The organism is Sodaliphilus pleomorphus (genome assembly GCF_009676955.1).
Classification (GTDB): domain Bacteria; phylum Bacteroidota; class Bacteroidia; order Bacteroidales; family Muribaculaceae; genus Sodaliphilus; species Sodaliphilus pleomorphus.
In genome coordinates, this window is sequence record NZ_CP045696.1 from 1,449,017 (window position 1) to 1,473,465 (window position 24,449).

Here is a 24,449-nt window from a genome sequence, read left to right on the forward strand (position 1 = left end):
GGCCTGTGGCACTGGCCCGAAAAAACAGTTGTGGCAGCAAGGCTGGATTGCTCCATTTTTATTATATTTGCAACAACTCATCACATGACCAACCGCCTCATGACCATAAAAACGACAAAAAACAAACTCTTGCTCCTGCACGCGCTGCGCCACGTGGCACTCGCAGCACTCGCAGTACTTGCCTGCCTGCTCCCGACACAGGCCGGCGCACAGCAGCACGAGAGCGCACAGCAGCTGCTGCACCAGTGCGAGGTGGCACGCGACAAGAGCCACCACCAGCAGCTGAGCCAGCTGGCCGGCCGACTGCTGGCCGTGGCCCGGCAGCAACACGACGCGCGGCTCGTGGCCTATGCCTTGATGTACAAGGGCTCGGCCTTGCTCTTCACGGGCAACGACGACAAGGCCGTGGCAACGCTGCAGCAAGCCCTCAAGGCGGCTGGCGACGCCGGCAACGACAGCGTGAAAGCTGCCGTGATGAACAACCTGGGCATCTACTATGCCTCGATGGCCGGCAACCCCTTCTATGCCCAGCAGAGCTTTCTCAAGGGCAAGCGGCTGGCCATGGCCGCCGGCGACAGCAGCCTGCAACTGCGCATCGCCGGCAACCTGCTCGTGCTCACCAAGACCCCCGGCGACAACGAGAGCATAGCCCAGGCCCGCGCCATTTGGAGCTACGGCAAGGCCCACCGCATCGCCGAGCTCGCCTACATGGGGGCCTTCTACATGGCCCAGTGCCAGCACCACGCCTCCCGCTACCGCGAAGCCCTGAAGTGGGTGCAGGAGTGCCTCGACATCTACAGGCACTACCACTACAACGACATTGCCTATGTGCACGTGCTGCACTCCCAGATTTTGCTCGACATGGGCAAGACCGCCCAAGCGGCCGCCATGGCGCAAACGGCCGTCGAGGTGGCCACCCGGCTGCACCAGCTGCGCATTGTGCCCGATGCCCTGCTGCAGCTGGCCCACGTGGAGCGCAAGCGCGGCAACCTCGAGGCCTCGACAGGGCTTGCCCGCAAGGCCCTCGACGCCGCCCGCAGGGCCAGGACCAACACAATGCTCGTCGACGCTCAGGAGCTGCTGGCCAGCAACTACATCGACTTGCGGCAGCCCGACTCGGCCTATGCTCACCTCATGAGCGCATTTAAGGCCATGCAGAGCGTGCAGTCGTTCGACTTCAAGCAGCTCGAGCACGAGCAAAGCATCATGCAAAACATCGAGGCCATGGAGCACCAGGCACAGCTGCACGCGCTCGAGTCGGCCTCGCAGCGGCGCGTGGCCTGGGCCCTGGCGGCCGTCGTGGCAGTGCTCGTGGCACTGCTTGCGACAACAATTGCGGCTGCCCGGCGACGCAGCAAGCTATACCGCGGCATCGTGGCACAAAACGTGAAGGCACTGGCCCGGCAGCAAGAGCTGCAAGAGCGCCTGGCCAGCCTCGCAGCCTCCTCGGCAAGCGATAGTGCCAGCAGTGCCAAGACGGTGAAAATCGACGAGAAGCGCGGCCAGGAAATCTACGACCGCCTGTGCCAGCTCATGGAGCAAGACCGCGTGTTCACCAACCCGCAGCTGGGCCGCGAGGCCCTGGCCGAGATGCTGGGCACCAACCGCACCTATCTATCGGCCATCGTGAAAGAGAAAAGCGGCATGAACGTGCTGCAGTACATCAACAGCTACCGCATAGGCGAGGCCGTGAAGATACTGAGCGACAAGGCCATGGTGTCGCTCCCGCTCAAGCGCATCTACAGCGAGGTAGGCTTTGCCTCGCCCACCACATTCTACAAGCTGTTTCAGCAGCAGGTGGGCATCACGCCGCACACCTACCGCAAGCAATTTCTCGAGATGGACCACGACAGCAGCCACGACCACAACAGCGCTTAGCCTCTACCCCACCCCCGCGCCGGCAAATTGCGCCACCACGTGCAACGCTCATGTGGGGTGGGCACACACACAAAAAAAATCCGTGATATCACTATCGCGGATTGCTTAACTAATTAACCTTCTAATACCATTAACATAAACCTTAAACAAAAAACGAAATAAGAACCGTCTCACGACGCCTGGTATCTCGTAACCTTAAAACTAATACCATGAAAAACCGATGCAAAAGTAAGACAAATATGTTTTACAACATAATTTTTCAGCACATTTTTCTCGATTTTAAGGCTATTTAACACTCCTTGCCCCCCTCGTGAGCCCTGTGCAGCACATGTCAAAGGGCAGGCGAAGCCCTTGTAGGCAAGCAACACAAGTCTAAAACAATCAACAACTTGCACTTCATTTCATTGCACTTTCAAGAAATGTTATCTCATTGTCATGCAACTGTAACACCCCTGTCATATCACTTAAGCGCGAGAATCTGTTTTTATTGATTAGTGAGAAGCCTGCGGGTTGTGCAACCTGCAGGCTTCTCTCGTTTATCATTCAACATGTGCTGGCGGACGCCAAGCCGCCATTGCCACGCCTGGCAGGCGGCTACTCGTTGCCAGCCGACTGCTCTTGCAATTTCATGGTTTTCCACTCCTGCAGCATGCGGCGGGCACGGTCGGCAGCCTTGAGCGCCGGCGCGCTGGTGTCGCGCTCCTGGGGGCTGATGCGCATGGTGCCGGCAGCGGCAATGAGGTCTTTCACCACCTCGCCGCCGGCTATGATGCCCTCGGCAGCGGGCACAAAGGCGTTGCTGGCCGGGATGTTGCGGCGGTCGGTGCACTTGCGCATGTCCTTGTTGGGGCATATGCAGTGGAAGCGGCAGCTGATGTCGGCGTCGTCGAAGGGGGCCGTGGGCAGCTCGTCGCTGTAGACGCACTTGAAGTGGTTGATGCCCTCGCGGCGCAGGCGCTTGCGCATGACCTTGGCCAGGGGGTCGTTTTTGGTCTTGCTGATGTCGGCAATCCTGAAGGCTGTGGCATCAAACTTGTTGGCCGCGCCCATGCAGCACAGTATGGGCACACCCAGCTGCTTGCAGCGCCTCACGAGCTCCATCTTGGCGCTCACGGTGTCGATGCAGTCGACCACGTAGTCGTAGCAGCTCAGGTCGACCTCGTGGGCGTTGCTCACGAGATAAAACTTCTTGTAGGTGCGCACGATGCAATGGGGGTTGATGTCGTGCACGCGCTGGGCGGCCACGTCGACCTTGTGCTTGCCGATGGTGCTGATGAGGGCGTAGAGCTGGCGGTTGACGTTGGTGAGGCACACGCGGTCGTCGTCGTAGAGGTCGATGGCGCCCACGCCGCTGCGGGCCAGCACCTCGACCACATAGCCGCCCACACCGCCCACGCCGAACACGGCCACGCGGCTGCCGGCCAGCGTGTCGATGGCAGGCTTGCCAAAGAGGAGTTGAGTGCGTGAAAACTGATTTTGCATTTGTTCTGAAATTTCAAGGGTGCAAAGTTATATATTTTTTGCCCGTCAAGGAAATATTGTGTAATTTAGAGGCTCTAAAAAATAAACGAGCTGCAACAATGAAGAAAATCGTGTTTTCGCTCGTCGCCTGCCTGGCCACGGCCCTCGTGGCATGCAGCCCGAGCGGCCCCACAGGCACCCCGGCAACCGACGCCCAGGCCGTAGCACAGAAACTGAAAGAAGGCGACCGCCAGGCCGCCGCACAGCTGCTGCACGACTATGATGCCTACTATGGGAAGCTGGGCACGGGCAAGAGTGCCAAGTTCAACCTCGAGCTGTTGCGCGCAGGCGTGAACCTGAGTGTGCGCGACTCGCTGGAGCGGGGCCAGTAGCATCACCGCTCGCCGCCCCCGCGGGGGGCTCAATGCCGCCTGATGATGCCCGTGAACGTGCGGCCCGAGGCGATGCCCAGGCGGCGGGCCGAGAAATAGAGGTTGGGGTTGCAACGCGTGCACTCGCCGTTCCAGGTGATGTGGCGGGGATGTACACCAGCCTCGACAAGATCGATCTTGTTGGCCGTGGGCAGGTCGACGTGCATCTTGCCGGTGCGCGTGTTGCGCACGGCCACATAGCGCTCGTCGTAGCCCGCACCAGTCAGGGCCTCGACCACCTCGTCGCCCACCTCAAAGCAATCCTGGCATATACACGCCCCCATGGTCGCCACGATGCGGCCAGGCTGGGCACCCACTGCCTGCATGGCCGCCACCGTGCGCGAGGCGATGCGGGCCACCGTGCCACGCCAGCCGGCGTGGGCCACAGCCACAACGCCTGCCGCGGGGTCGCACAGGGCAATGTTCACACAGTCGGCCGTGTTCACCCCCAGGCACACGCCCGTGAGGCAGGTGACCAGCGCATCTACGCCATCGAGCTCGCTGGCGCGCTCGTGGCTGGACAAGGCCAGCAACCGGGCGTCGACGAGCCGCACCTGGCTCGTGTGGCGCTGGCGGGGCATGACCAGGCACTGCGGGTCGATGTGCAGCTGCTTGCACAGCTGCAAGCGGCACTGCACCACGTGCAGCGGGTCGTCGCCCACATAGTCGCACAGGTTCACCTCGCTGTAGGGGTCGGCCGGGTCGACGTGGCCGCGCAGCACGTTGAAGGCTTCGATGCCGCCCAGCGGCTCGGCCATGGGCAGGCAATCAATCTTCAGGCTTGGCATCATCGGGGTCGCTCACTACTTGAAAACCGTCGTTCTCGTCTTTGTAATCATCGGCCCAGTACTCGTCGTCCCACTGGCGCCGCCGCTGCTCCTCCTGGGCCGTACTCATGCTGCCGCCGCCCAGTTTCTCAAAGTCGTCGATGCGGGGCTCGGGCTTGGCCTGGGCCTCAAAGATGAAGTCGTCTTCCTCTTTCACGCGGTGGTTCTGGGCCAGGTCGCGGTGAGTGAGCGTCTCGGGTATGCGGTTGCGCTCGTCGTTGATGGTGCGCCACAGCACGTCTTTGAGCTCGGTGAGGCCTTTTTGGGCCACACTCGAGATAAACACCGTGGGCACGCCCTCGGGCAGCTCGTCGCGCATCTGCTCAATGAGCTCGTCGTCGAGCATGTCGATCTTGGTGATGGCCAGCACGCGGGGCTTCTCTACCAAGTCGGGGTTGAAGGTCTCCAGCTCGTGGCACAGTATGGCATACTCCTGCTTGATGTGGGTGGCATCGGCAGGTATCATGAAGAGCAACACGGCATTGCGCTCGATGTGGCGCAAGAAGCGCAGCCCCAGCCCGCGGCCCTCGCTGGCCCCCTCGATGATGCCGGGAATGTCGGCCATCACAAACGACTGCTGTCCCCTGTAGCTCACGATGCCCAGGTTGGGCTCGAGCGTGGTGAAGGGGTAGTTGGCTATCTTGGGCTTGGCCGCCGATATCACCGAGAGCAGGGTCGACTTGCCGGCATTGGGGAAGCCCACCAGGCCCACATCGGCCAGCAGCTTGAGCTCGAGTATCACCTGCTTCTCCACACCGGGCTCGCCAGGCTGGGCATAGCGGGGAGTCTGGCGCGTGGCCGTCTTGAAGTGCTGGTTGCCCAGCCCGCCGCGGCCGCCCTTGAGCAGCTTCACGACCTGCCCGTCGCGCGTCACGTCGCACAAGAACTGGCCCGTCTCGGCGTCATACACGGCCGTGCCGCAAGGCACCTCGATGGTGCGGTCCTCGCCATCCTTGCCCGTGCACTGGTTCTCATAGCCCGGCTGGCCGTCGGTGGCAATGATGTGGCGGGTGTACTTCAAGTGAATGAGCGTCCACAAGTTGGCGTTGCCCTTCAAGTACACGTGGCCGCCACGGCCGCCGTCGCCGCCGTCGGGACCGCCCTTGGGCATGTACTTGGCGCGGTGCAGGTGGGCCGAGCCGCGGCCGCCGTGGCCGCTGCGGCACAATATCTTCACATAGTCGATGAAATTGGATTCTGCCATAATTCCTTTTTGATTGGGAGTGCTTGTTGTTGTAATGCAGTGGCAAAGTTACGCATTTTTTGCGACATTACTGCAAGCCCCACGCCCGCCACGGCCGGCTGGCAACAATTGCTGTTCCAAACCACGCAAATAGTGGTAAAAATATCTACATGGGAGGGGTAAAATTGGAATTTTTCATTAGCTTTAGGGTGTGTAAATCAGAAACAAGCAAAACCTTCTCAACCACATGAATGTTTCACCCACCACATCGCACGACAAGGGCACGGGGCGCGACACGGTAGTGACGCACACGAGGGCGCGGCTCTACGACCCCGTGGTCATGCACTTCACCACCATCGACCCCCTGGCCGAGAAAAACAAATCTATACGTCAAACGACGCAGTATATTCTACTTATTGACAAATCAAACAGAGAAAGCAGAACATGAAACTTGCATATATTAGACTCGTGTGTGTGGCAGCGCTTGCCATGTGCAGCCACGGCCTGTGCCACTCGAGCGGCATCTACAATCCCGACGATTATATCGACACCTTTACGGTCGTGGTGCCAGAGTTGAATGTCGACAGTACTTTTTTGGAAGACATTCACAACTACATGCTCGAAGACACAACCGAAAAGTATGCCCAATGGGAAAAGTCGGTCCACACAAATGGTGACGAGAAAAACCCAATTTCTATATATTGCAATGTAAAAAATGATTCAATCTGTGTAATGGATTACAGTTTTGATGGCTGGCGCGCTCGAATGTCAACAGGCTTCACAAAATACCGGGGGTGGCTGTATTGGTTCAACACCATGCTGCCCGGGGGCTTGATGCGGGGCTACACCACATCTCCTCCCACAACCCGCAAGTTCCACATAAGCAACTACCAGTTTGCCGACATTTTCCCTTACAGAGTTGTATATGACTACAAAAACAGGAAGTTTCTGCACAAGTGTGCCACGGCAAAATACTGAGCTGCGGTATCGCCGGTGCCGAGACTCAAGGCCATGCAACTTGAACATGAAATTGCTGGTTCACATGTATGTGACCAGCCCATTACATCAGGTCCTGCCAGCAACAGCGACCTATGGCTCATTACAGATGTTTTCAAAAAAAAATGCAACATGAAATTGACTTGTATAAAAACTGCTGTCGCAATGGTTATTTTGTTGTGCAGCCACATCAATTGCCTCTCCCAGGGCACCTATGAAATCGATCTTTATGCCGTCACCTTCACCGCCGAAATACCTGAAGTGAAGGTGGATCAATTGTTGCTGAGAGAAATCCACAACTTCATATTTAGCGACAAAACCGACAAGCAGGCCCAACGGCTGAAAGCCAACCACCAAGACGACGACAGCCACTATATTATGGTTTCGTGTCGCGTTTACAACGATTCAATTTGTGAGATTTATTTCAATATTGATGGCATCCGCGACTGCATATCTGCGGGCTTCACAAAGTACAATGGGTGGCTGTATTGGTTCAACGACATGTTGCCCGACGGGTTGATGCTGGGTTACTCAGCCTCTCCTCAGGTAACACGCCGATTCTTTGTAGACAATAATAAAGCAAACTACCTGACTTCCCACAAGTTTGTGTATAACTACAAAAAATGCAAAATCACGAGTAAATGGTATAGGAAAAAACGTATATACTGAGGCATGCAACACTACCAATAATAACTAACAAACACTGAAACAAAAATGACGAAAACTGCCAAACGACTGCTGCTGGCGGCAATGCTGCTGCTGGCAAGCGTGCCGGCCACCAAGGCCGGCGAGAGCCTGGGAGCCTACTTGAAGGCGGGCTTCAACATGTCGAACTACGTGATGGGCGAGATGCCCCACGGCATGAAGCCGGGGTTCCACTTCGGGGCAGGCTACGAGTACCGCATGGCGCCACGCTGGGGCATGGCCGTGGAAATGTACATGAGCTTCCAGGGCGCCAAGTTCGACCCCAAGAAGATCGACAACATCGACGAGGTGATGGAGGCCGACGAGCAGGGCGTGAAGCTCGACAAAGACATCACGCTCAACGCCATCTACTTTGAGCTGCCAGTGCTGGCCAAGTTCTACGTCACGCCACGCTTGAGCATCGACTTGGGCCCGCAGCTGGGCATAGCGGCGCAAAACCACCTGAAGATGGGCGATGTGCAGGTCGACAAGGTGGGGCGCTCGTTTGAGGCCTGGGACTTGAGTGCCTCGGCAGGCCTCACGTGGTGCGTCACGCCGCGCCTGCTGGTGCAGGCCCGCTACAACCTGAGCTTGATAAAGGTGATGAAAGGCATCGACATCGACGAGTACATGCCGCAGGCGGGCAACCGCAACTACGACGACCGCATCCAGAACCTCCAGCTCTCGGTGGGCTACCGCTTCTGAGCGACAGGGCGCCGAGAGCGGCAAGAATTTAGACCGATTTTTGAAAAAATGTGGGCTTTTTGCTTTTAAATCTTGAGAATATCGATTAATTTTGCAACCGAATTTGCTAAAATGTGAAAGAGCAATGCCGCACAAGCCACACTGGCAGGCGGCGCGGTGCTCTCGCATGGCTGCAGGTTGAAAGAAAAAAAGACTTATATCTTTAATCTAAGTAAATTACAAAGCAAGATATGGCAAACAAGACAAAAGGTAGTGCTCGCACCTCGGTAGAAGGCATCAATGATTCCCTCTCGTCAATCGAGCAAAAGTTGGAGAACAATCAGAAATACATCTACTATGCGCTCATCGCAGTGGCGGTGGTCATCCTGGCCGTGGGCGGATACCTGTGGTATCGCAGCAGTGCCATCGAGAAGGGCAACAAGGAGATAGGCAAGGCCGACATACAGCTGCTCATGTACAACAACCCCGACAGCGCCCTCACGCTCTACAAGCGCGTGGCCGAGCGCAACAGCTTCGGGCCCGCCAACCGCGCCGCCCAGATGGCCGCAACCATCCTGTTCCAGAAGGGCAAGTACGATGAGGCACTCAAGTACTTGAAGAAGAGCAAACCCGAGGGTGACGTGGCCGGCCCGGCCATGAAGTCGCTCGAGGGCGACTGCTATGTCAACAAGAGCCAGGCCAAGGGAGGCAAGCAATACTACAACGAGGCACTCAGCGCCTATGACGAGGCCATAAAGCTCGCCGGCGACAACGAGAACTACACGCCGGTGTTCATGCTCAAGAAGGCCACTGTGCTGCACGCCAACGCAAAATATGCCGACGAGCTCAAGGTGTATGAAGACATGAAGCAGCAGTTCCCCACCTACGCGCTGCAGAACCGCATCAACCTCGACAAGTACATCGAGCGTGCCAAGGCTCTTGCCGGCAAGTGATCGTGCGCCTGAGCGGCGATATCATTCAAGTATATATATTATAATTTTTCAAGAGGCTGGACAACTGCACACCACATTGTCCGGCCTTTTTTTTATGCTTTTTGCCTGGAAAAGCCGTATCTTTGCCACTGCAAAAGAAACAACACAACATCATCATCAAACCATCAAAGCAAAACAAAGCAATGAAGACAATCTACAAGCGCATTCTGCTCAAGCTCAGCGGCGAGTCGCTGGCAGGCGAGCAGGGCTTCGGCATCGACCAGCAGCGCGTGGCCGACTATAGCGAGCAAATCAAGGAAATCGTCGACGCTGGCGTCGAGGTGGCTGTCGTGATAGGCGGCGGCAACATCTTCCGCGGCCTCAAGGGCGCCGCCCAGGGTGTCGACCGCGTGAAAGGCGACTACATGGGCATGCTGGCCACGGTGATCAACTCGCTGGCCCTCTCGAGCGGCCTCGACGCCGTGGGGCAGCCCTCGCAGGTGCTCACAGCCGTGGGCATGTTTCCCATAGGCGAGCAGTACAGCAAGTGGCGTGCCATCGAGGCCATGCAGCAGGGCAAGGTAGCCATCATGTCGTGCGGCACGGGCAACCCGTTTTTCACCACCGACACGGGCTCGGCCCTGCGCGGCATCGAGGTGGGGGCCGACGTGATGCTCAAGGGCACGCGCGTCGACGGCATCTACACGGCCGACCCCGAGAAAGACCCCACGGCCACCAAGTTTGACCGCATCACCTACGACGAGATCTACCGCCGCGGGCTGAAAGTGATGGACATGACGGCCACCATCATGTGCAAGGAAAACAACCTGCCCATACACGTGTTCAACATGGACGTGAAGGGCAACCTGCGCAAGGTGGTGAGCGGCGAGCCGTGCGGCACCGTCGTGTACCAGGACAACACCGGCCGGTAAAAGCTATCGTTTTTCTTCTCACGCCACGCCCGCAGCGCAGAGACAGACAGGGCTACATGTACTGCATCTGCACGTAGTGGCACACACACAGCGTCACCGCCAGCACGAGGGCATAGACTGCCGCAAAGGTGCACAGCGCGTGACGCATTTTCTTGTCGCGCCACTGGCACAGCACATAGACGGCGATCACCACAAACAGCGGTTGCAGCGGCAGCGTGTAGCGCGCCACCGAGCCGCCGGTGGCATAGGCCACAGCCAGGAAGCACGCCACAGGCCACAGCGCCAGCCAGCCCAGCGAGCGAGCACGCCGCCAGCTCATAAACAGGAAGTAGAACAGCGACAGCCCGCCCACGGCATACCACGTGCAGGTGGTGCGCGACAAGATGTTGAGCACGCTGTAGTCGCCCCTGAGCCAGGGGAAGGGCACCAGGTAGAGCGCCGTGGCCGTGACGGGGGTGAGCAGCACCTTGAGCCACAGCGGGTGGTAGAAGTAGTCGCCCAGCACCGCGCGCAAGGGCTGCTGCGAGGGGCCCACAATGTACATCTCGCTCATGCGGTCGGCACTGCGGGTGGTGTTGACCAGGGTGCGCACCTGGTGGTAGAAGTAGGCCTCGCGGGCAAACACCTCGGTGCCCAGCACAAAGAGCACCAGGGTGATGAGCAGCAGCGCCCCGCCGCGCCGCCAGTTGCGCCGCCAGTCATGGGCCACGGCCAGCACGATGCCCGCCGCCACAAAATAGGCCATGGTGCCGCGCGTGGAAATGAGCATGCCGGCACCCAGAAAGAACACAAGCGTCTCGCGCCAGAGCTTTGCGCCGTGCAAGGTCTCGCTCCGGGCCAGGCCCGAGAGCACATAGCCCACCATGGCCATGCCCATGTAGTTGAGCGCCTCCTTCTGCAAGAGCGCCCCCTGCGAGAGCATGTAGGTAGACAGCGCCATGAGCAGCATGGCCAGCAGCATGACCTGGCGGCCGCCGCTCTCGAGGCGGCCGGCCAACAGGCGGCACGCCATGAACCCGAACACCACCATCGAGAGCAACGTGAGCATGTAGTTCACCGCCATGGGCCACACCAGGCTCACGCCCAGCAGCTTCCACGTGAGGTAGATCATGGCCGGCAGCCCGTAGTAGTGCACATTGCGCTGGGGCGGCACGCTGCCGTCGTAGTAGTGCAAGGCACACTTATAGTACTTGCCGCCGTCGCTCAAGATGTGGGGAGCATCGAGGGGGCGCCCGGCGTGCACAGTCCACGACCACATGTTGTAGACTGCAAAAGCCATGAGCCCTGCACCCACCACATAGAGCAGCACAAGGCTGCCCGTGGAGCAGTGGCGCGAGCGCGACAACACGGCACGCGGCACGGCATAGCCCACGGCCATGGCTGCAACGATGCGGGCGGCGTCGGGCATGGCGAAGTATCGCCAGGTGAGCACCGCGGCCACGGCAAGCGATAGCAGCTCGAGCAAGAGCAGCCCACGGCGCAGGCGCGGCGAGGGAGTGGCGGTGATTTTTTCCATCAAGTACATAATTTGACACAAAAGTAATGCTTTTATTCGGTATCTTGCCAAAGTTTCATGCAATGTTGATTGCAGTGTGGCCAATATTTCCTATCTTTGCTTAGTCTACTTCACAGGAAATCATGACGAGCGACAAGGAAATGATGCGTATCGATGTGGATGAGGTGTTGCGCAAGCGCATGCCCCGGTACTACCGGCACATTCCAAAGTGGCTGACGGGCTGGCTCAAGCGCACCATTCACCAAGACGAGCTCAACGCCATCTTGCAGCACATGACGGCCCAGCCGGGCGGCGTGGAGGCTGCCGATGCCGCCCTGAGCGACCTGCAAGTCACGGCCACCCTGGTGGGCGGCCACAACGTGCCCAGCCAGGGGCGCTACATCTTTGTGAGCAACCACCCGCTGGGCGGCCTCGACGGGCTGTCGCTCATCTCGGTGCTGGGCCACAAGTACGACGGGCACATACGCTTCCTGGTCAACGACCTGCTCATGGCCGTGAAGCCCCTGCAAGGCATCTTCCTGCCCGTCAACAAGTACGGGCGCCAGAGCCGCCTGGCCGCAGTCGAAATCGAGCGCCAGTACCAGGGCGACAACCAGATGATCACCTTCCCGGCCGGGCTGTGCTCGCGCATGACGGGCAGCGGCGAGATTCACGACCTGGAGTGGCACAAGATGGTGGTGACCCACGCCCTGCACAGCCACCGCGACGTGGTGCCCCTGTACTTCGACGGGCGCAACTCGGGTTTCTTCTACCGGCTGGCGCGCTGGCGCAAGCGGCTGGGCCTCAAGTTCAACTACGAGATGGTGTATCTGCCCGGCGAGATGTTCAAGTGCCGCGGCAGCAACTTCAAGATCTATGTGGGGCAGCCCGTGCCGTGGCAGTCGCTCGATGCCAGGCACCCGGCGCAGGAAGCGCGCCGCCTGTGCAGCATGACCTACGGGCTCAGGCCCGCCAAGGAAAAGGAATAGTAAATGACACATATACATCACAGCAAGATGGTTGAAAAAATTATTGATCCTGTCGACCCAGCCCTCATCGAGCAAGAGCTCACACCCGAGCGCTTCCTGCGCCGCACCAACAAGGCCGACAACGTGATCTATGTTGTCGACGCCAAGTGCGCCCCCCACACGATGCGCGAGATAGGGCGCCTGCGCGAGATTTCGTTCAGGGCCTCGGGCGGCGGCACGGGCAAGGCCTGCGACATCGACGAGTTTGACCTCATGGCTCCGCCGTGCCGGCAGCTGCTGGTGTGGAACCCGCACAAGCGCGAAATCATAGGTGCCTACCGCTTTATCGCCGGCAACGACATCAAGACCAATGCCGACGGCTCGCCCCGCATAGCCATGGGGCACATGTTCAGGTTCTCGCCCGCCTTCATGCGCGACTACCTGCCCGTGACCATAGAGCTGGGCCGATCGTTTGTGCGCCCCGAGTACCAGTCGACCCACGCCGGCGTGAAGGCCATCTTTGCCCTCGACAACCTGTGGGACGGCCTGGGCGCGCTCACCGTGGTGCACCCCGAGATGAAATACCTCATGGGCAAGATGACCATGTATCCCGCCTACCGGCACGACTGCCGCAACCTGCTGCTGGCCTTCCTCAACCTCTACTTCCCCGACCCCGACGTGCTGGTGCGGCCCATCGACCCGCTCGAGACCAATGCCGACGAGCAAGAGCTGGAGTCGTTCTTCGCCGGCAACGACTTCAAAGAGGACTACCGGCGGCTCAACGCCTACATACGCGACCACGGCATCAACATCCCTCCGCTGGTGAATGCCTACATGAGCCTGTCGCCCAAGATGCGCATGTTTGGCACAGCCATCAACCACGAGTTTGGCGAGGTGGAGGAGAGCGGCATCTTCTTCAAAATCGACGAGATTGCCAACCAGAAGAAAAGCCGCCACATCGACACCTACATAAAAGACAGCATGTAGCGTGCGCACAGGCCTGCGACACACTACCCAACAGCTACCGATGAAACTGAGACTCAACACACTCGCACTGCTCGCGGCAGCCATGACCAGCACCCTGGCCACGGCCGCACAAGGAGGCATCGACTATGAGGCTGGCGTGACCGTGAATGCCGGCAGCAGCCACCTGGCCCCCTACTACATCGCCTCCAACCGCGGCGGCACGCTCACCCAGCAATACGGCACGCTGGCATTTGCCAGCGCCGTGCACGAGCTCGACACGGCCCGGCGCGTGTCGTGGGGCTTCGGCGCCGAGGCATGGGCAGGCTACAGCTCGAGTGCCGACTACGACCGCTACAGCGTGGCCGGCGACCTCTTCTACAACAACAGCCAGCACCCGGCCCGCCTGTGGGTGCAGCAACTCTACATCGAGGGCAAGTACCGCTCGGTGAGGGCCACGCTGGGAGCCAAGACGCTCACCTCGCCAGTGGTGAACCCAGCCCTGTCGAGCGGCGACATGGTGATGAGCGGCAACGCGCGCCTGGGCGGCGGCGTCAACGTGGGCTTTGTCGACTTCCAGCCCGTGCCCTTCACCCACGGCTGGCTCCAGCTGTGCGGGCAGGTGGGCTACTGGCGCACGGGCGACAGCCAGTGGCTCAAGCACCACTACAACTACTACAACAACTTCTTGACCACCGGCACGTGGTTCAACTACAAGTATGCCCACTTCCGCACCCGCCCCGACCAGCCCGTGGTGGTGACCTTCGGCATGCAGGCCGCCTACCAGTTTGGCGGCACCCAGGTGAAATATGACCACGGCATCGAGACCGGGCGCGTCAAGATGAAAAGCGACATGAAGGCCATCTTTCGCAGCATGATACCCGGCAGCGGCGGCGGCAACGCGGGCGACACCTTTGTCGAGGGCAACCACGTGGGCTCGTGGGACGTGGCCCTGGAGTGCCGCCTGCCCCGCGAAGCCCGCCTGCGCGCCTACCACGAGCGCCTGTGGGAAGACGGCAGCGGCATCGGCTTCCAGAACGGCTTCGACGGCCTGTGGGGCATCGAGTACCGCGCCGGCCACAGCGGCCCTGTCGAGGGCGTGGTGCTCGAGTGGGTAGAGCTCACCAACCAGAGCGGCCCCATCCACTTCAACCCGGCCGACCACGAGGGCAACCAGCTCACAGGCCAGGCCACCGGCGCCGACAACTACTACAACAACTATGCCTACAACGGCTATGCCAGCCACGGCATGTCGATAGGGTCGCCCTTTGTGAAGGCACCCCTCTACAACACCAACGGCTACATGGGCTATCTCGACACCCAGATGCGCGGTCTGCACTTGGGCATCGCGGGCACCGTGGCGCCAGGCATTGGCTACCGTGCCCTGGCCAGCTACCGCCGCGCTTGGGGCACGCCCTTCCTGCCTCGCGTCGAGGGAGCCGGCTGCACCTCGCTGCTGGTCGAGACCGTGATCGTGCCCGCATGGATGCGCCAGCTCACCCTCAAGGCACAGTTTGCCTGCGACCTGGGCAAGCTCTACGGCGACAACGCCGGCGCCCTGGTATCGATCACCTATCACGGCAACCTAAACTTCAAGAAACGATGAAAGCATTACTCCATACACTACTGTGCACCCTCGTGGTGCTCGCTGCCGGGTGGGCAACCCAGTCGTGCACCCACAACGGCGGCGACGTGAGCCCCTGGTGGGGCACTTGGCACGTGGAGAGCGTCGAGGCCCAGGGCAAGCCAGTGACCACTATCGCAGGCGACTTCTTCTTCCAGTTCCAGGGCGAAGTGGTGCGCTTGAGCTGGCGCAACGACCGCTACGACAGCGCCGAGAGCTACGGCAACTGGAGCGAGGGCCAGGGCACCATCACCATGCGCTTTGTCAACCCCGACGCGCAGCCGCTCGCCCTGCCAGGCCTGGGCGCGACCACCACTTTCACCATCGAGCACAAGAGCCACCAGCGCATCGTGCTCTCGACAGTGGCCCAGGGCGCGAGCTACCGCTACACGCTCAAGAAAGTGGTATAGTGTTGCTTTTTTCGCCCCAAAGTCGTAACTTTGCACACCGCAACAATATTGGAAACAATTCACAACTAAACGTTTATCATTCAATCGATGGATAATAAAATCAACTTTGTAAAAGAACTTGAATGGCGTGGCATGATCAACAACATCATGCCAGGCACCGACGAACAACTCAACCGCGAGATGACATCGGCCTACGTGGGCATCGACCCCACGGCCGACTCACTGCATATAGGCCACCTGGTGGGCATCATGATGCTCAAGCACTTCCAGCGCGCCGGCCACCGGCCCATCGCCCTCATAGGCGGCGCCACCGGCATGATAGGCGACCCCTCGATGAAGTCGCAAGAGCGCGTGCTCATCGACGAGCCCACCCTGCGCCACAACCAGGAGTGCATACGCCGCCAGCTGGCCAAGTTTCTCGACTTCGACAGCGACGCCCCCAACCACGCCATCCTGGTCAACAACTACGACTGGATGAAAAACTACAGCTTCCTGCAGTTCATACGCGACATTGGCAAGCACATCACCGTCAACTACATGATGGCCAAGGACTCGGTCAAGAAGCGCCTGGCCGCCAACGCCGACCACGGCATGTCGTTCACCGAGTTCTCCTACCAGCTGTTGCAGGGCTACGACTTCCTGCACCTGTACCGCGCCGAGGGCTGCAAGCTGCAGATGGGCGGCAGCGACCAGTGGGGCAACATCACCACCGGCACCGAGCTCATACGCCGCATGGACGGCGGCGAGGCCTATGCCATCACCTGCCCCCTGATCACCAAGGCCGACGGCACCAAGTTTGGCAAGACCGAGGGCGGCAACGTGTGGCTCGACCCCAAGCGCACCTCGCCCTACAAGTTCTACCAGTTCTGGGTGAACGTGAGCGACGCCGATGCTGCCAAGTATATCAAAATCTTCACCGACCTCACCCAAGACGACATCGCCGCCCTCGAGCAGCAACAGGCCGCCGACCCCGGCCAGCGCCCCCTGCAGAAGCGCCTGGCCAAGGAAATCACCACCATGGTGCACAGCGCCCAGGACTACGAGACCGCAGTCGAGGCCTCGCAAATCCTCTTCAGCAACAAGGCCAACGACATCCTGCACAAGATCGACGAGGCCACGCTGCTCAGCGTCTTCGAGGGCGTGCCGCAGTTTGAGGTGAGTCGCGACCGCCTCTCGGCCGGCATCCCCGCCATCCAGCTGCTCACCGACGAGGCCGCCGTCTTCTCCAGCAAGGGCGAAATGCGCAAGATGACACAGGGCGGCGGCGTGAGCATCAACAAGGAGAAACTCACCGACCCCAACGCCACTATCGACGCCAGCCACCTGCTCAACGGCAAGTACATCCTGGCCCAGCGCGGCAAGAAAAACTACTACCTGCTCATCGCCAAGTAGCCACAGCCGCCAGCGTGCTGCCAGGCGGCAGCACGACAGCCCGCCACAACACACAGCGAGGGAGTGCCCCACCCACGGGAGCCTCCCTCGCTTTTGATTTCACACCCCGCTGCCACGGGAGTCTCGCGTCACGTGCCACCATTAGTCCCCTGGCATTTTGTGGGTGAAGAATGGGCGGGCTGGCGGCGGGGCATGGCTTGGCACGCGACCCTTGCGCGGTGGCCCGCACGGCGGCAGGGGCGTGTTTACATCTATTAATAGTCGCGATGGGAGAAAGTCGGGTTTTTATTTGTAATTTTGCCCAAAAACAAGGATAACATGAAGCGTATTCTCACAACGATTGTCATCGCCCTGGCCTTCAGCATCATGTCGCTGGCCCAGGGCTATGCCCAGGCCTACTTCCCGGTGCGCCTGCACGACTTTGGGTACATCAAGGAGGAGAAGGGTCCTGTGTCCTACACCTTCGAGCTCGAGAACAAGGGCACCAAGCCGCTCATCATCGTGCAGGTCACGGCCTCGTGCGGCTGCACGCGGCCCGAGTACTCGACGCGGCCCATCAAGCCTGGCAAGAAAGGCAAGATCCAGGTCACCTACAGCCCCTACGGGCGGCCGGGAGCCTTTGAAAAAATCATAAAAGTGAAGACCAACGGCCGCGAGAAGCGCACCCTGCTTGTGATCTCGGGCACTGTGATACCACGAGGCAAGAAATGAAACGAAGCATCGAGCTACACGAGTTGCTGCGCTGCACTGTGGCAGTGCTGGCGCTGGCGCTGTGGCTGCCGGCCGCATGGGGGCAGGGCGTGCCCACGTGGGTAGAGCAGGTGCACGACTTCGGCACCTTCAAGGAGGAGCTCAACACCGTGACCTGCACCATGCGCGTGGTGAACACGGGCGACTCGGCCATGGTCATCACCCGCGTGCAGCCCAACTGCGGCTGCACTGTGGCCCAATACAGCCACGAGGTGATGCAGCCTGGCGACACTGGCAGCGTCACGCTCACCTACAACGCCCGCCACATTCCAGGCCAGTTTGAGAAGAAGGTGCTGGTCTACACCAGCGGGCGGCCGCGCAAGACGGTGCTCACCATCAAGGGCAAGGTCATAGGCACGCCCGAGACCGTGAGCGACACCTACCCCTTTGCCGTGGGGCCGCTGCGCCTGAGCACGGGCAACTTGCCGCTGGGCGAGATCTACAAGGGCAAGGCCACCGATGCCTACATAAGCGGCTACAACACCGCCCCCGACACCATGCTCGTGAGCCTGGGCCGCGACATGCCTGCCACCATCTCGGCCCACGCCGTGCCCGACACCGTCGAGCCTGGCGGCCTCTTTATCATCTCGGTCTACTACCGCACGGCCCAAGCCAGGCTGTGGGGGCTCAACATCGACACGCTGAGCGTGCTGGCCACACCGCTGCACGCCACGTCGACAGCCACGAGCGGCGCTGCCAAGGTGAGCGTGATGTGCAACGTGAAAGAGGACTTCTCGCGCCTGGGCGACAAGCAGCGGCGCCAGGCCCCCGTAGTGGAGCTCTCGGCCACCAAGGTCGACTTTGGCGACGTGGCGGCAGGCACGGGTGCGGTCGAGCGCACGTTGCAGGTCAAGAACACCGGCCGCCACGCGCTCAAGCTGCGGCGGCTCTTTGTGCCCGGCGGCGAGGGCATCACGGCCACTTGCGACCAGGCCGAGATCAAGCGGGGGCGCACGGCCACCGTCACCTTGCGCCTCGACCCCAGCCGGCGCCGCGGCACGGTGGTGAACACGAGCCTCAACGTCATCACCAACGACCCCTACACCCCGCAGTCGCTGGTGCGGCTCGTGGGCATCGTGCACTGAAACGGGTGCAAGCACAATCACAAGCAAAAAGAAACCTCTTAACTACATCAACAATCGAAATGAGCACAACAAAAATCATCAAGCACACCGACGAGAATCCACAGGTCGAACACCCCGAGAACGAGGCCTGCTACAGCGGCCTGCAAGTGAACGCAGGCATCGAGCAGCCACCCGTGATCAACCCCTACCTGAAACACCGCAAGCACAGGCCGCAGCTCACGGCCGCCGACTATGTCGAGGGCCTGCGCAAGGGCGACACCACCATTCTGGGGCAGGCAGTGACCCTGGTCGAGAGCCTGCTGCCCGAGAAGCAAGCCGTGGCCCAGGAAGTGATCGAAAAGTGCCTGCCCTATGCGGGCAAGAGCCGCCGCATAGGCATCACCGGCGTGCCCGGCGCCGGCAAGAGCACCTCGATCGACGTCTTCGGCACCTACCTGCTCGACCGCAACCCCGCCGACAAGCTGGCCGTGCTGGCCATCGACCCCAGCAGCGAGCGCTCCAAGGGCTCGATACTGGGCGACAAGACCCGCATGGAGAAACTCTCGATACATCCCCGCGCCTTCATTCGCCCTTCGCCATCGGCCGGCTCGCTGGGCGGCGTGGCACGCAAGACCCGCGAGACGATAGTGCTGTGCGAGGCCGCCGGCTACAACCACATCTTTGTCGAGACCGTGGGCGTGGGCCAGAGCGAGACCGCCGTGCACTCGATGGTCGACTTCTTCCTGCTCATTCAGATTGCCGGCGCCGGCGACGAGCTGCAAGGCATCAAGCGCGGCATCATGGAGATGGCCGACGCCATCGCCATCAACAAGGCCGACGGCGACAACGTGGACCGCGCCAAGATTCAGGCCGCCGAGTTCCAGAATGCCCTCCACCTCTATCCCCTGCCTCCCAGCGGCGTCGAGCCCAAGGTCACGACCTACTCGGGCTACTACAACCTCAACATCGACACGCTGTGGCACATCATCGACGACTACTTCCAGGCTGTGGACCGCAACGGCTACTTCCAGGAGCGCCGCCGCCAGCAAGAGAAGTACTGGATGTATGAGACCATCAACGAGCAACTCAAAAGCAACTTCTACAACGACCCCGAAATCGACGACCTGCTGCGCATCAAGCAGCGCATGGTGCTCGACAACAAGCAGTCGTCGTTTGTGGCCGCTGGCGACATATTGAAATTTTATTTCGACAAACTAAAAAAAACAGATTGATTATGAACCGACTGATGCATATCGTGGCACTGCTGGCAGTGATACTGCTGTGTGCCAATTGCTCGACAACCCGCAAGCTCGAGGCCGACGCCGTGCCCATGGGCTATACCGAACTCCAGAACTACTATGTGAGCAACACCGTCTCGGTCAAGCAGCCTTATCGCCACGTGTTCACCACCGAAGAGGAATTTAGCCGCTACTTCGGCGAGGCGGCCACCATGAGCCCCAACGGGCAAGCCACCGTCGTGAACTGGGGCACCCAGTATGTGCTGGCCGTGATCAACCCGTCGACCGACCGCGCCACGCGCATGTATCCAGTGAGCGTGCTGCAAAACGGCGACGCCATCATCTTCAACTACAAGGTAGAGAAGGGCGAGAAGCAGTCCTACACCATCACCCCCTATGTGGCCGTGGTGCTCGACAAGCCCGTGAGCCAGCAGCAATACACCTTCTACTACAACGAGAAGTGAGCCTGGCATTAACCTATATATATACACACACCAAAAAAGCAACAACACCACTATGGACGACGACAAGAAATATTGCTACAAGTATCCACGTCCCGCAGTCACGACCGACTGCGTGCTGCTCTCGCCCGACGGCGGACAGATGCAAGTGCTGCTCGTTGAGCGCGGCCACGAGCCCTACAAGGGCTGCTGGGCACTGCCTGGCGGCTTTATCAACATCGACGAGGACGCCCCTGCCGCCTGCCGCCGCGAGCTCAAGGAGGAGACGGGCATCGCCGCGGGCCAGCTCATGCAGCTGGGCGCCTACACCAAGCCCGACCGCGACCCGCGCGGCCGCGTGATATCGATCGTGTTTCTGGCCTACGTCGACAAGCGCGTCGAGCCCCAGGCCGGCGACGACGCCAGCAAGGCCCGCTGGTTCAAGCTCACCGAGCTGCCCGAGTTGGCCTTCGACCATGCCCAGATACTGCGCGACGTGGCCGCAATGCTATAGCGCCACGCCGCACAGGGGGAGGGTAAGGGACAAAAAAATATTGCGCTCACCCGCCGCTATTGGGCAAAACCATGTGGCTCCACAGCACAGTGCGGCGGGGGTGCCGCCCCCTTCCTCTACTTGGCCGTGAGTGTGACCAGCGGCACGAGCATTTCCTCCATCGAGATGCCGCCGTGCTGGAAGGTGTCGGTGTAATACTGCACGTAGTAGTTGTAGTTGTTGGGATAGGCAAAAAAGTCGCGGTTAGACGCAAAAATGTAGGTCGACGACACGTTGAGCAGCGGCAGCCCGTAGCGCTTGGGCTGTTTTATTTCATACACCTGCTTGGGGTTGTAGCTCAGGTTCTTGCCCACCTTGTAGCGCAGGTTGGTGTTGGTGTTCTTGTCGCCCACCACCTTGATGGCATTTTCCACGCGCACGGTGCCGTGGTCGGTTGTGAGCACCACCTTCCACCCCTTGCGGGCGATGAGCTTGAAAATCTCGAGGGCATAGCTGTTGCGAAACCACGTCTCGGTGAGACGGCGGTAGGCCTCGTCGTCGTTGGCCAGCTCGCGTATCATCTTGCTCTCGGTGCGGGCGTGCGACAAGATGTCGACAAAGTTGAACACCAGCACATTCAGGTCGTAGTTGTCGAGCTGGGAAAAATTCTGCACCAGGTGCTCGCCGGCAGCCGTGTCGTTCATCTTGTTGTAGGAGAACTTGAAGCGGCGTCGGTAGCGGTCGAAAAACGTCTGTATGAGCGGCGCCTCGTTCAGGTTCTTGCCCTCGTCCTCATCCTCGTCGACCCACAGGTCGGGAAACATGCGCTCGATGTCGATAGGCATCAGGCCCGAGAAAATGGCGTTGCGGGCATATTGCGTGGCCGTGGGCAGGATGGTGGTGTAGAGCGCCTCGCTCTCCACGTTGAAGTAGTCGCTCAGCAGGGGGCTTATCGTCTTCCACTGGTCGAGGCGGAAGTTGTCGATCACTACAAAGCACACCTTCTCCTGGTTGTCGAGCAGGGGCAGCAGTTGCGTCTTGAATATCTCGTGGCTCATGAGCGGGTGCGTGTCGGTAGTGACCCATTTCTCATAGTTGCGACGCACAAACTTGGCCCAGGCGCTGTTGGCCTCCACCTTCTGGGCATGCAGCAAGTCGACCATGCCCGTGTCGGCATTGGAGAGCGACAGCTCCCAGCGCACGAGCGTGCTGTACACCTCATACCAGTCGTCGATCGTGGCCGCCATGTTGATCATCTGGCTTATGCGCATGAACTCCTGCTGGTAGTCGCTCTGCACCTTCTCGGCCACCAGGTCGCTGCTGTGCAGGTTCTTCTTTATCGACAGCAATATCTGCATGGGGTTGACCGGCTTTATCAAGTAGTCGGCAATCTCGCTGCCTATGGCCTGGTTCATGATGTTCTCCTCCTCGCTCTTGGTGATCATGATCACCGGCACGTTGGGCTGTGCAATCTTTATCTGCTGCAAGGCCTCCAGGCCGCTTATGCCCGGCATGTTCTCGTCGAGAATGATCAAGTCGAAGTTTTGCGACTGCAGCAAGTCGAGCGCATCGCGGCCGTTGGTCACCGTGGTCACCTCGTAGCCCTTGTTGTTGAGAAACAAAATGTGTGGTTTCAGCAAGTCGATCTCGTCGTCGGCCCACAATATCTGTTCTTTGCTCATAGTCTTTCTGTGCTCTTTGATTTGTTTTACACCTCAGGCGGCCCTGCTGGCGCATCGGCCCGCCCGCCTGCAAAGTTAACCCATAATTCCTCCCCCTGCAATACCCCCGCACGCCCAGCCACAGCGAAAAAATGGCGTGGCATGTGCGGCAGGGCTGGCGGGGGCTGGCGGCCTTAGCCCTTGTGGTGCGCCTGGCGAAGATAATCGGAAGGCGAGATGCCCGTGACGCGCTTGAAAGCCAAGGCAAAATTAGACCGCGACCCGAAGCCCACATCGTTGGCAATAGCCGCAATGGTGAGGTGGCCATAGTGCTCCTGGTCACCAAGCCGCCTGCAGGCCTCGGCCACACGCGCCTCATTGAGAAGCTGCTTGAAGTTCTTGCGATACCGCTCGTTGATGACATGCGACACATATTTGTCGTTCGACTCCACAAGTGTGGCCAGTTGATGCAGAGAGAAGTCTTGCGCACAGAAGATTTCAGGGTTGTTGATCGTCTGGTCTATGTGCTCCAGCAGCGAACTCTTCAGGTCCTCGCTGAGCCCCGCCGCGCGATTGAGGCCCGATTGCGCGGCGGTCGCAATTGCGCTCTTGTGCTCCAGCAGCTCCACATTTTTCTCATAGAGTTTTCTCACATAGGCCTTCTGCTTGCGCAGCCCGCGTATGTTCACCACCAGCGCCACGGCAATGACAATGATGAAAGCCAGCAACACCAGCACGGCCATCACCATCTGGTGGTGCCGGGCATTGCTCTCGGCAAGCTGGGTGTTCACCCTTGAAAGCTCGTGTACGAAAACCGAGCGCTCCATGCGGTCGGCATTGCTCCTTGTGAGCAGACTGTCTTTTGATTTCAAATACAGGTAGTCGTAGTGAGTGGCCAAGGCCGTCTCCCCACGTTCGCGATACAGGTCCGACTTGTGTTGCAAAACCTTGTTGTGGGTGGCGGCGTCGGCATATTGCGAGGCATATTCCTCAAGTCGGTCAAGGATGTGCATTGCCTCGTCCCATTGCTTTGTCTTGTGATAGACTTCATATATATTCCAGAGCGCCAGCACCCTGCAGTTCATTGTCACCGACTTCACGGCGTCGGCATCGCGCAGTTGCTGCCTGAACGTGGCCAAAGCTTCCCGGTATGCCCCCCTGTTGTAGGCCAACGTGCCCCGATAGTCGTCATAAACAAACTTCGACAGCGGGTCGTGTCTCAGAGCGGGAATGCTTAGGAACCGCCGGAGATCATCCTGTATCTTGCCTGCTGAACCCGCTTCGGAAAACGATGTAAACAGATTGAGGAAACTTGCGCTTGCCACATCCCATTGCTTCTGCCTCACGGCTTCGTCAAAGGCCAGGCGGCAGTATTTCTGTATTTGATTCTCGCTGTCGCCTATGCCCAGCAGCTCGCTGCGGCTGGAATATATGCCAGCCAGGTTCACATAGGCATAGGCGAGATTGTCGTCGATGCGGTATTTCTTGCTTACCGCCACCGCCTGCGAGAGATAGTCGTAGGCGTGTTCAAAGTCAAGATAGTAGCACCCGTAGAGATAGCCCAAATTGTTTAGGGCAAGTGCATAGCACCGCATTTCGGCCTTGCTGCCCGTTTTTTTTCTATACCTGTTGGCTATGATGGTGTAGCACACCAATGCCGAATCGGGCTTGTGCCGCACATCGAGATAGTGCTTGCCCAAGTTCAAAAGGCGCTCGGTGGGCATGACGTTGTATTTCTTAAACTCCCTTGTGCCGAAGGCGGCCCCTGCCGCATAGCCACGCGTCGCAACAAGAAATAGCAATGACAATATATATATTATGGTGTGTCGCATGAGTAGCAATCTTTGAATACACTCGTAAAGTTACTAAAAAAGTTACTAAAATATTTCATGCCGATTTCCTTTTTTTTCGACCCCGACGAGGAGGACAACGTTTCTTTTATG

General features: G+C 59.5%; 24 protein-coding genes. 18 read left to right on the forward strand and 6 right to left on the reverse strand.

The features are described 5' to 3' along the window. Positions 1 to 84: 84 nt before the first annotated feature. Positions 85 to 1,878 (forward strand): helix-turn-helix domain-containing protein, encoded by a 1,794-nt coding sequence (locus tag GF423_RS05945; protein WP_154327490.1) that lies wholly within the window; start codon positions 85 to 87, stop codon positions 1,876 to 1,878. A 594-nt stretch (positions 1,879 to 2,472) separates the two neighbouring features. Here GF423_RS05945 and GF423_RS05950 read toward each other — a convergent pair. After that, a complete protein-coding gene (locus GF423_RS05950; RefSeq protein ID WP_154327491.1) occupies positions 2,473 to 3,360 on the reverse strand; it encodes a tRNA threonylcarbamoyladenosine dehydratase in 888 nt (295 codons plus the stop codon). Positions 3,361 to 3,458: 98 nt separating this feature from the next. Between GF423_RS05950 and GF423_RS05955 the strand changes: the two genes are divergently transcribed. Continuing rightward, on the forward strand, positions 3,459 to 3,731 hold the full coding sequence (locus tag GF423_RS05955; protein ID WP_154327492.1) for a hypothetical protein: 273 nt from the start codon (positions 3,459 to 3,461) through the stop codon (positions 3,729 to 3,731). A gap of 29 nt (positions 3,732 to 3,760) precedes the next feature. On the opposite strand, the gene pgeF is transcribed toward GF423_RS05955, so the two are convergent. Together pgeF and obgE are read right to left on the reverse strand one after the other, a co-directional pair. Further along, positions 3,761 to 4,561 (reverse strand): peptidoglycan editing factor PgeF, encoded by an 801-nt coding sequence (pgeF, locus tag GF423_RS05960; RefSeq protein ID WP_154327493.1) that lies wholly within the window; start codon positions 4,559 to 4,561, stop codon positions 3,761 to 3,763. Then, on the reverse strand, positions 4,539 to 5,801 hold the full coding sequence (gene obgE / locus GF423_RS05965) for a GTPase ObgE (protein ID WP_154327494.1): 1,263 nt from the start codon (positions 5,799 to 5,801) through the stop codon (positions 4,539 to 4,541). The genes pgeF and obgE overlap by 23 nt, the downstream gene beginning before the upstream one ends. A 226-nt stretch (positions 5,802 to 6,027) precedes the next feature. Here obgE and GF423_RS05970 point away from each other — a divergent pair, with 226 nt between their 5' ends. The 6 genes from GF423_RS05970 (at position 6,028) to pyrH (ending at position 10,008) form a co-directional block, all read left to right on the forward strand. After that, complete coding sequence (locus GF423_RS05970; protein ID WP_154327495.1) at positions 6,028 to 6,228, forward strand: RHS repeat-associated core domain-containing protein; 201 nt, start codon at positions 6,028 to 6,030, stop codon at positions 6,226 to 6,228. Continuing rightward, positions 6,225 to 6,758 (forward strand): hypothetical protein, encoded by a 534-nt coding sequence (locus tag GF423_RS05975; protein WP_154327496.1) that lies wholly within the window; start codon positions 6,225 to 6,227, stop codon positions 6,756 to 6,758. The genes GF423_RS05970 and GF423_RS05975 overlap by 4 nt, the downstream gene beginning before the upstream one ends. A 33-nt stretch (positions 6,759 to 6,791) precedes the next feature. Further along, a complete protein-coding gene (locus GF423_RS05980) occupies positions 6,792 to 7,445 on the forward strand; it encodes a hypothetical protein (protein WP_154327497.1) in 654 nt (217 codons plus the stop codon). A gap of 45 nt (positions 7,446 to 7,490) precedes the next feature. Then, positions 7,491 to 8,165, forward strand: coding sequence for a porin family protein (locus GF423_RS05985; protein WP_154327498.1), 675 nt, complete (start codon positions 7,491 to 7,493; stop codon positions 8,163 to 8,165). A gap of 230 nt (positions 8,166 to 8,395) precedes the next feature. Next, positions 8,396 to 9,097, forward strand: coding sequence for a tetratricopeptide repeat protein (locus tag GF423_RS05990; RefSeq protein ID WP_154327499.1), 702 nt, complete (start codon positions 8,396 to 8,398; stop codon positions 9,095 to 9,097). Positions 9,098 to 9,279: 182 nt separating this feature from the next. Continuing rightward, positions 9,280 to 10,008, forward strand: coding sequence for a UMP kinase (pyrH, locus tag GF423_RS05995; protein ID WP_154327500.1), 729 nt, complete (start codon positions 9,280 to 9,282; stop codon positions 10,006 to 10,008). A 52-nt stretch (positions 10,009 to 10,060) separates the two neighbouring features. On the opposite strand, the gene GF423_RS06000 is transcribed toward pyrH, so the two are convergent. After that, positions 10,061 to 11,524, reverse strand: a complete 1,464-nt coding sequence (locus GF423_RS06000; protein WP_154327501.1) for a hypothetical protein — start codon at positions 11,522 to 11,524, stop codon at positions 10,061 to 10,063. A 122-nt stretch (positions 11,525 to 11,646) separates the two neighbouring features. Here GF423_RS06000 and glsA point away from each other — a divergent pair, with 122 nt between their 5' ends. The 10 genes from glsA to GF423_RS06050 all read left to right on the forward strand — a co-directional run bounded on the left by glsA (position 11,647) and on the right by GF423_RS06050 (position 20,866). Beyond that, positions 11,647 to 12,492 carry a 1-acyl-sn-glycerol-3-phosphate acyltransferase gene (glsA, locus tag GF423_RS06005; protein WP_235911799.1) on the forward strand — a complete coding sequence of 282 codons (846 nt, stop codon included), beginning with the start codon at positions 11,647 to 11,649 and terminating at the stop codon, positions 12,490 to 12,492. A gap of 27 nt (positions 12,493 to 12,519) precedes the next feature. Then, positions 12,520 to 13,458: a glycine N(alpha)-acyltransferase GlsB gene (gene glsB / locus GF423_RS06010; protein WP_154327502.1), complete on the forward strand. Its 939-nt coding sequence runs from the start codon at positions 12,520 to 12,522 to the stop codon at positions 13,456 to 13,458. A 40-nt stretch (positions 13,459 to 13,498) separates the two neighbouring features. After that, the gene (locus tag GF423_RS06015; protein WP_154327503.1) at positions 13,499 to 15,040 is read left to right on the forward strand and encodes a capsule assembly Wzi family protein; all 1,542 of its coding nucleotides are present in this window, start codon (positions 13,499 to 13,501) and stop codon (positions 15,038 to 15,040) included. Beyond that, positions 15,037 to 15,468: a hypothetical protein gene (locus GF423_RS06020; RefSeq protein WP_154327504.1), complete on the forward strand. Its 432-nt coding sequence runs from the start codon at positions 15,037 to 15,039 to the stop codon at positions 15,466 to 15,468. Before GF423_RS06015 ends, GF423_RS06020 begins: the two co-directional genes overlap by 4 nt. A gap of 99 nt (positions 15,469 to 15,567) precedes the next feature. Further along, entirely contained in the window at positions 15,568 to 16,860 is a 1,293-nt protein-coding gene (gene tyrS, locus GF423_RS06025) for a tyrosine--tRNA ligase (RefSeq protein WP_154328990.1), read from the forward strand. Between the two features lie 318 nt (positions 16,861 to 17,178). Next, positions 17,179 to 17,571, forward strand: a complete 393-nt coding sequence (locus GF423_RS06030; RefSeq protein WP_154327505.1) for a DUF1573 domain-containing protein — start codon at positions 17,179 to 17,181, stop codon at positions 17,569 to 17,571. After that, positions 17,568 to 18,695, forward strand: a complete 1,128-nt coding sequence (locus tag GF423_RS06035) for a DUF1573 domain-containing protein (protein WP_154327506.1) — start codon at positions 17,568 to 17,570, stop codon at positions 18,693 to 18,695. The genes GF423_RS06030 and GF423_RS06035 overlap by 4 nt, the downstream gene beginning before the upstream one ends. Before the next feature lie 59 nt (positions 18,696 to 18,754). Then, the gene (gene meaB, locus GF423_RS06040; protein WP_154327507.1) at positions 18,755 to 19,906 is read left to right on the forward strand and encodes a methylmalonyl Co-A mutase-associated GTPase MeaB; all 1,152 of its coding nucleotides are present in this window, start codon (positions 18,755 to 18,757) and stop codon (positions 19,904 to 19,906) included. Positions 19,907 to 19,908: 2 nt separating this feature from the next. Continuing rightward, complete coding sequence (locus GF423_RS06045) at positions 19,909 to 20,376, forward strand: hypothetical protein (RefSeq protein WP_154327508.1); 468 nt, start codon at positions 19,909 to 19,911, stop codon at positions 20,374 to 20,376. Positions 20,377 to 20,428: 52 nt separating this feature from the next. Continuing rightward, positions 20,429 to 20,866 carry an NUDIX domain-containing protein gene (locus GF423_RS06050; protein ID WP_154327509.1) on the forward strand — a complete coding sequence of 146 codons (438 nt, stop codon included), beginning with the start codon at positions 20,429 to 20,431 and terminating at the stop codon, positions 20,864 to 20,866. A 116-nt stretch (positions 20,867 to 20,982) separates the two neighbouring features. Here GF423_RS06050 and porX read toward each other — a convergent pair whose 3' ends face one another. Together porX and GF423_RS06060 are read right to left on the reverse strand one after the other, a co-directional pair. Then, positions 20,983 to 22,527: a T9SS response regulator signal transducer PorX gene (gene porX, locus GF423_RS06055; protein WP_154327510.1), complete on the reverse strand. Its 1,545-nt coding sequence runs from the start codon at positions 22,525 to 22,527 to the stop codon at positions 20,983 to 20,985. A gap of 173 nt (positions 22,528 to 22,700) precedes the next feature. After that, a complete protein-coding gene (locus GF423_RS06060; RefSeq protein WP_154327511.1) occupies positions 22,701 to 24,338 on the reverse strand; it encodes a helix-turn-helix domain-containing protein in 1,638 nt (545 codons plus the stop codon). Positions 24,339 to 24,449 lie beyond the last annotated feature (111 nt).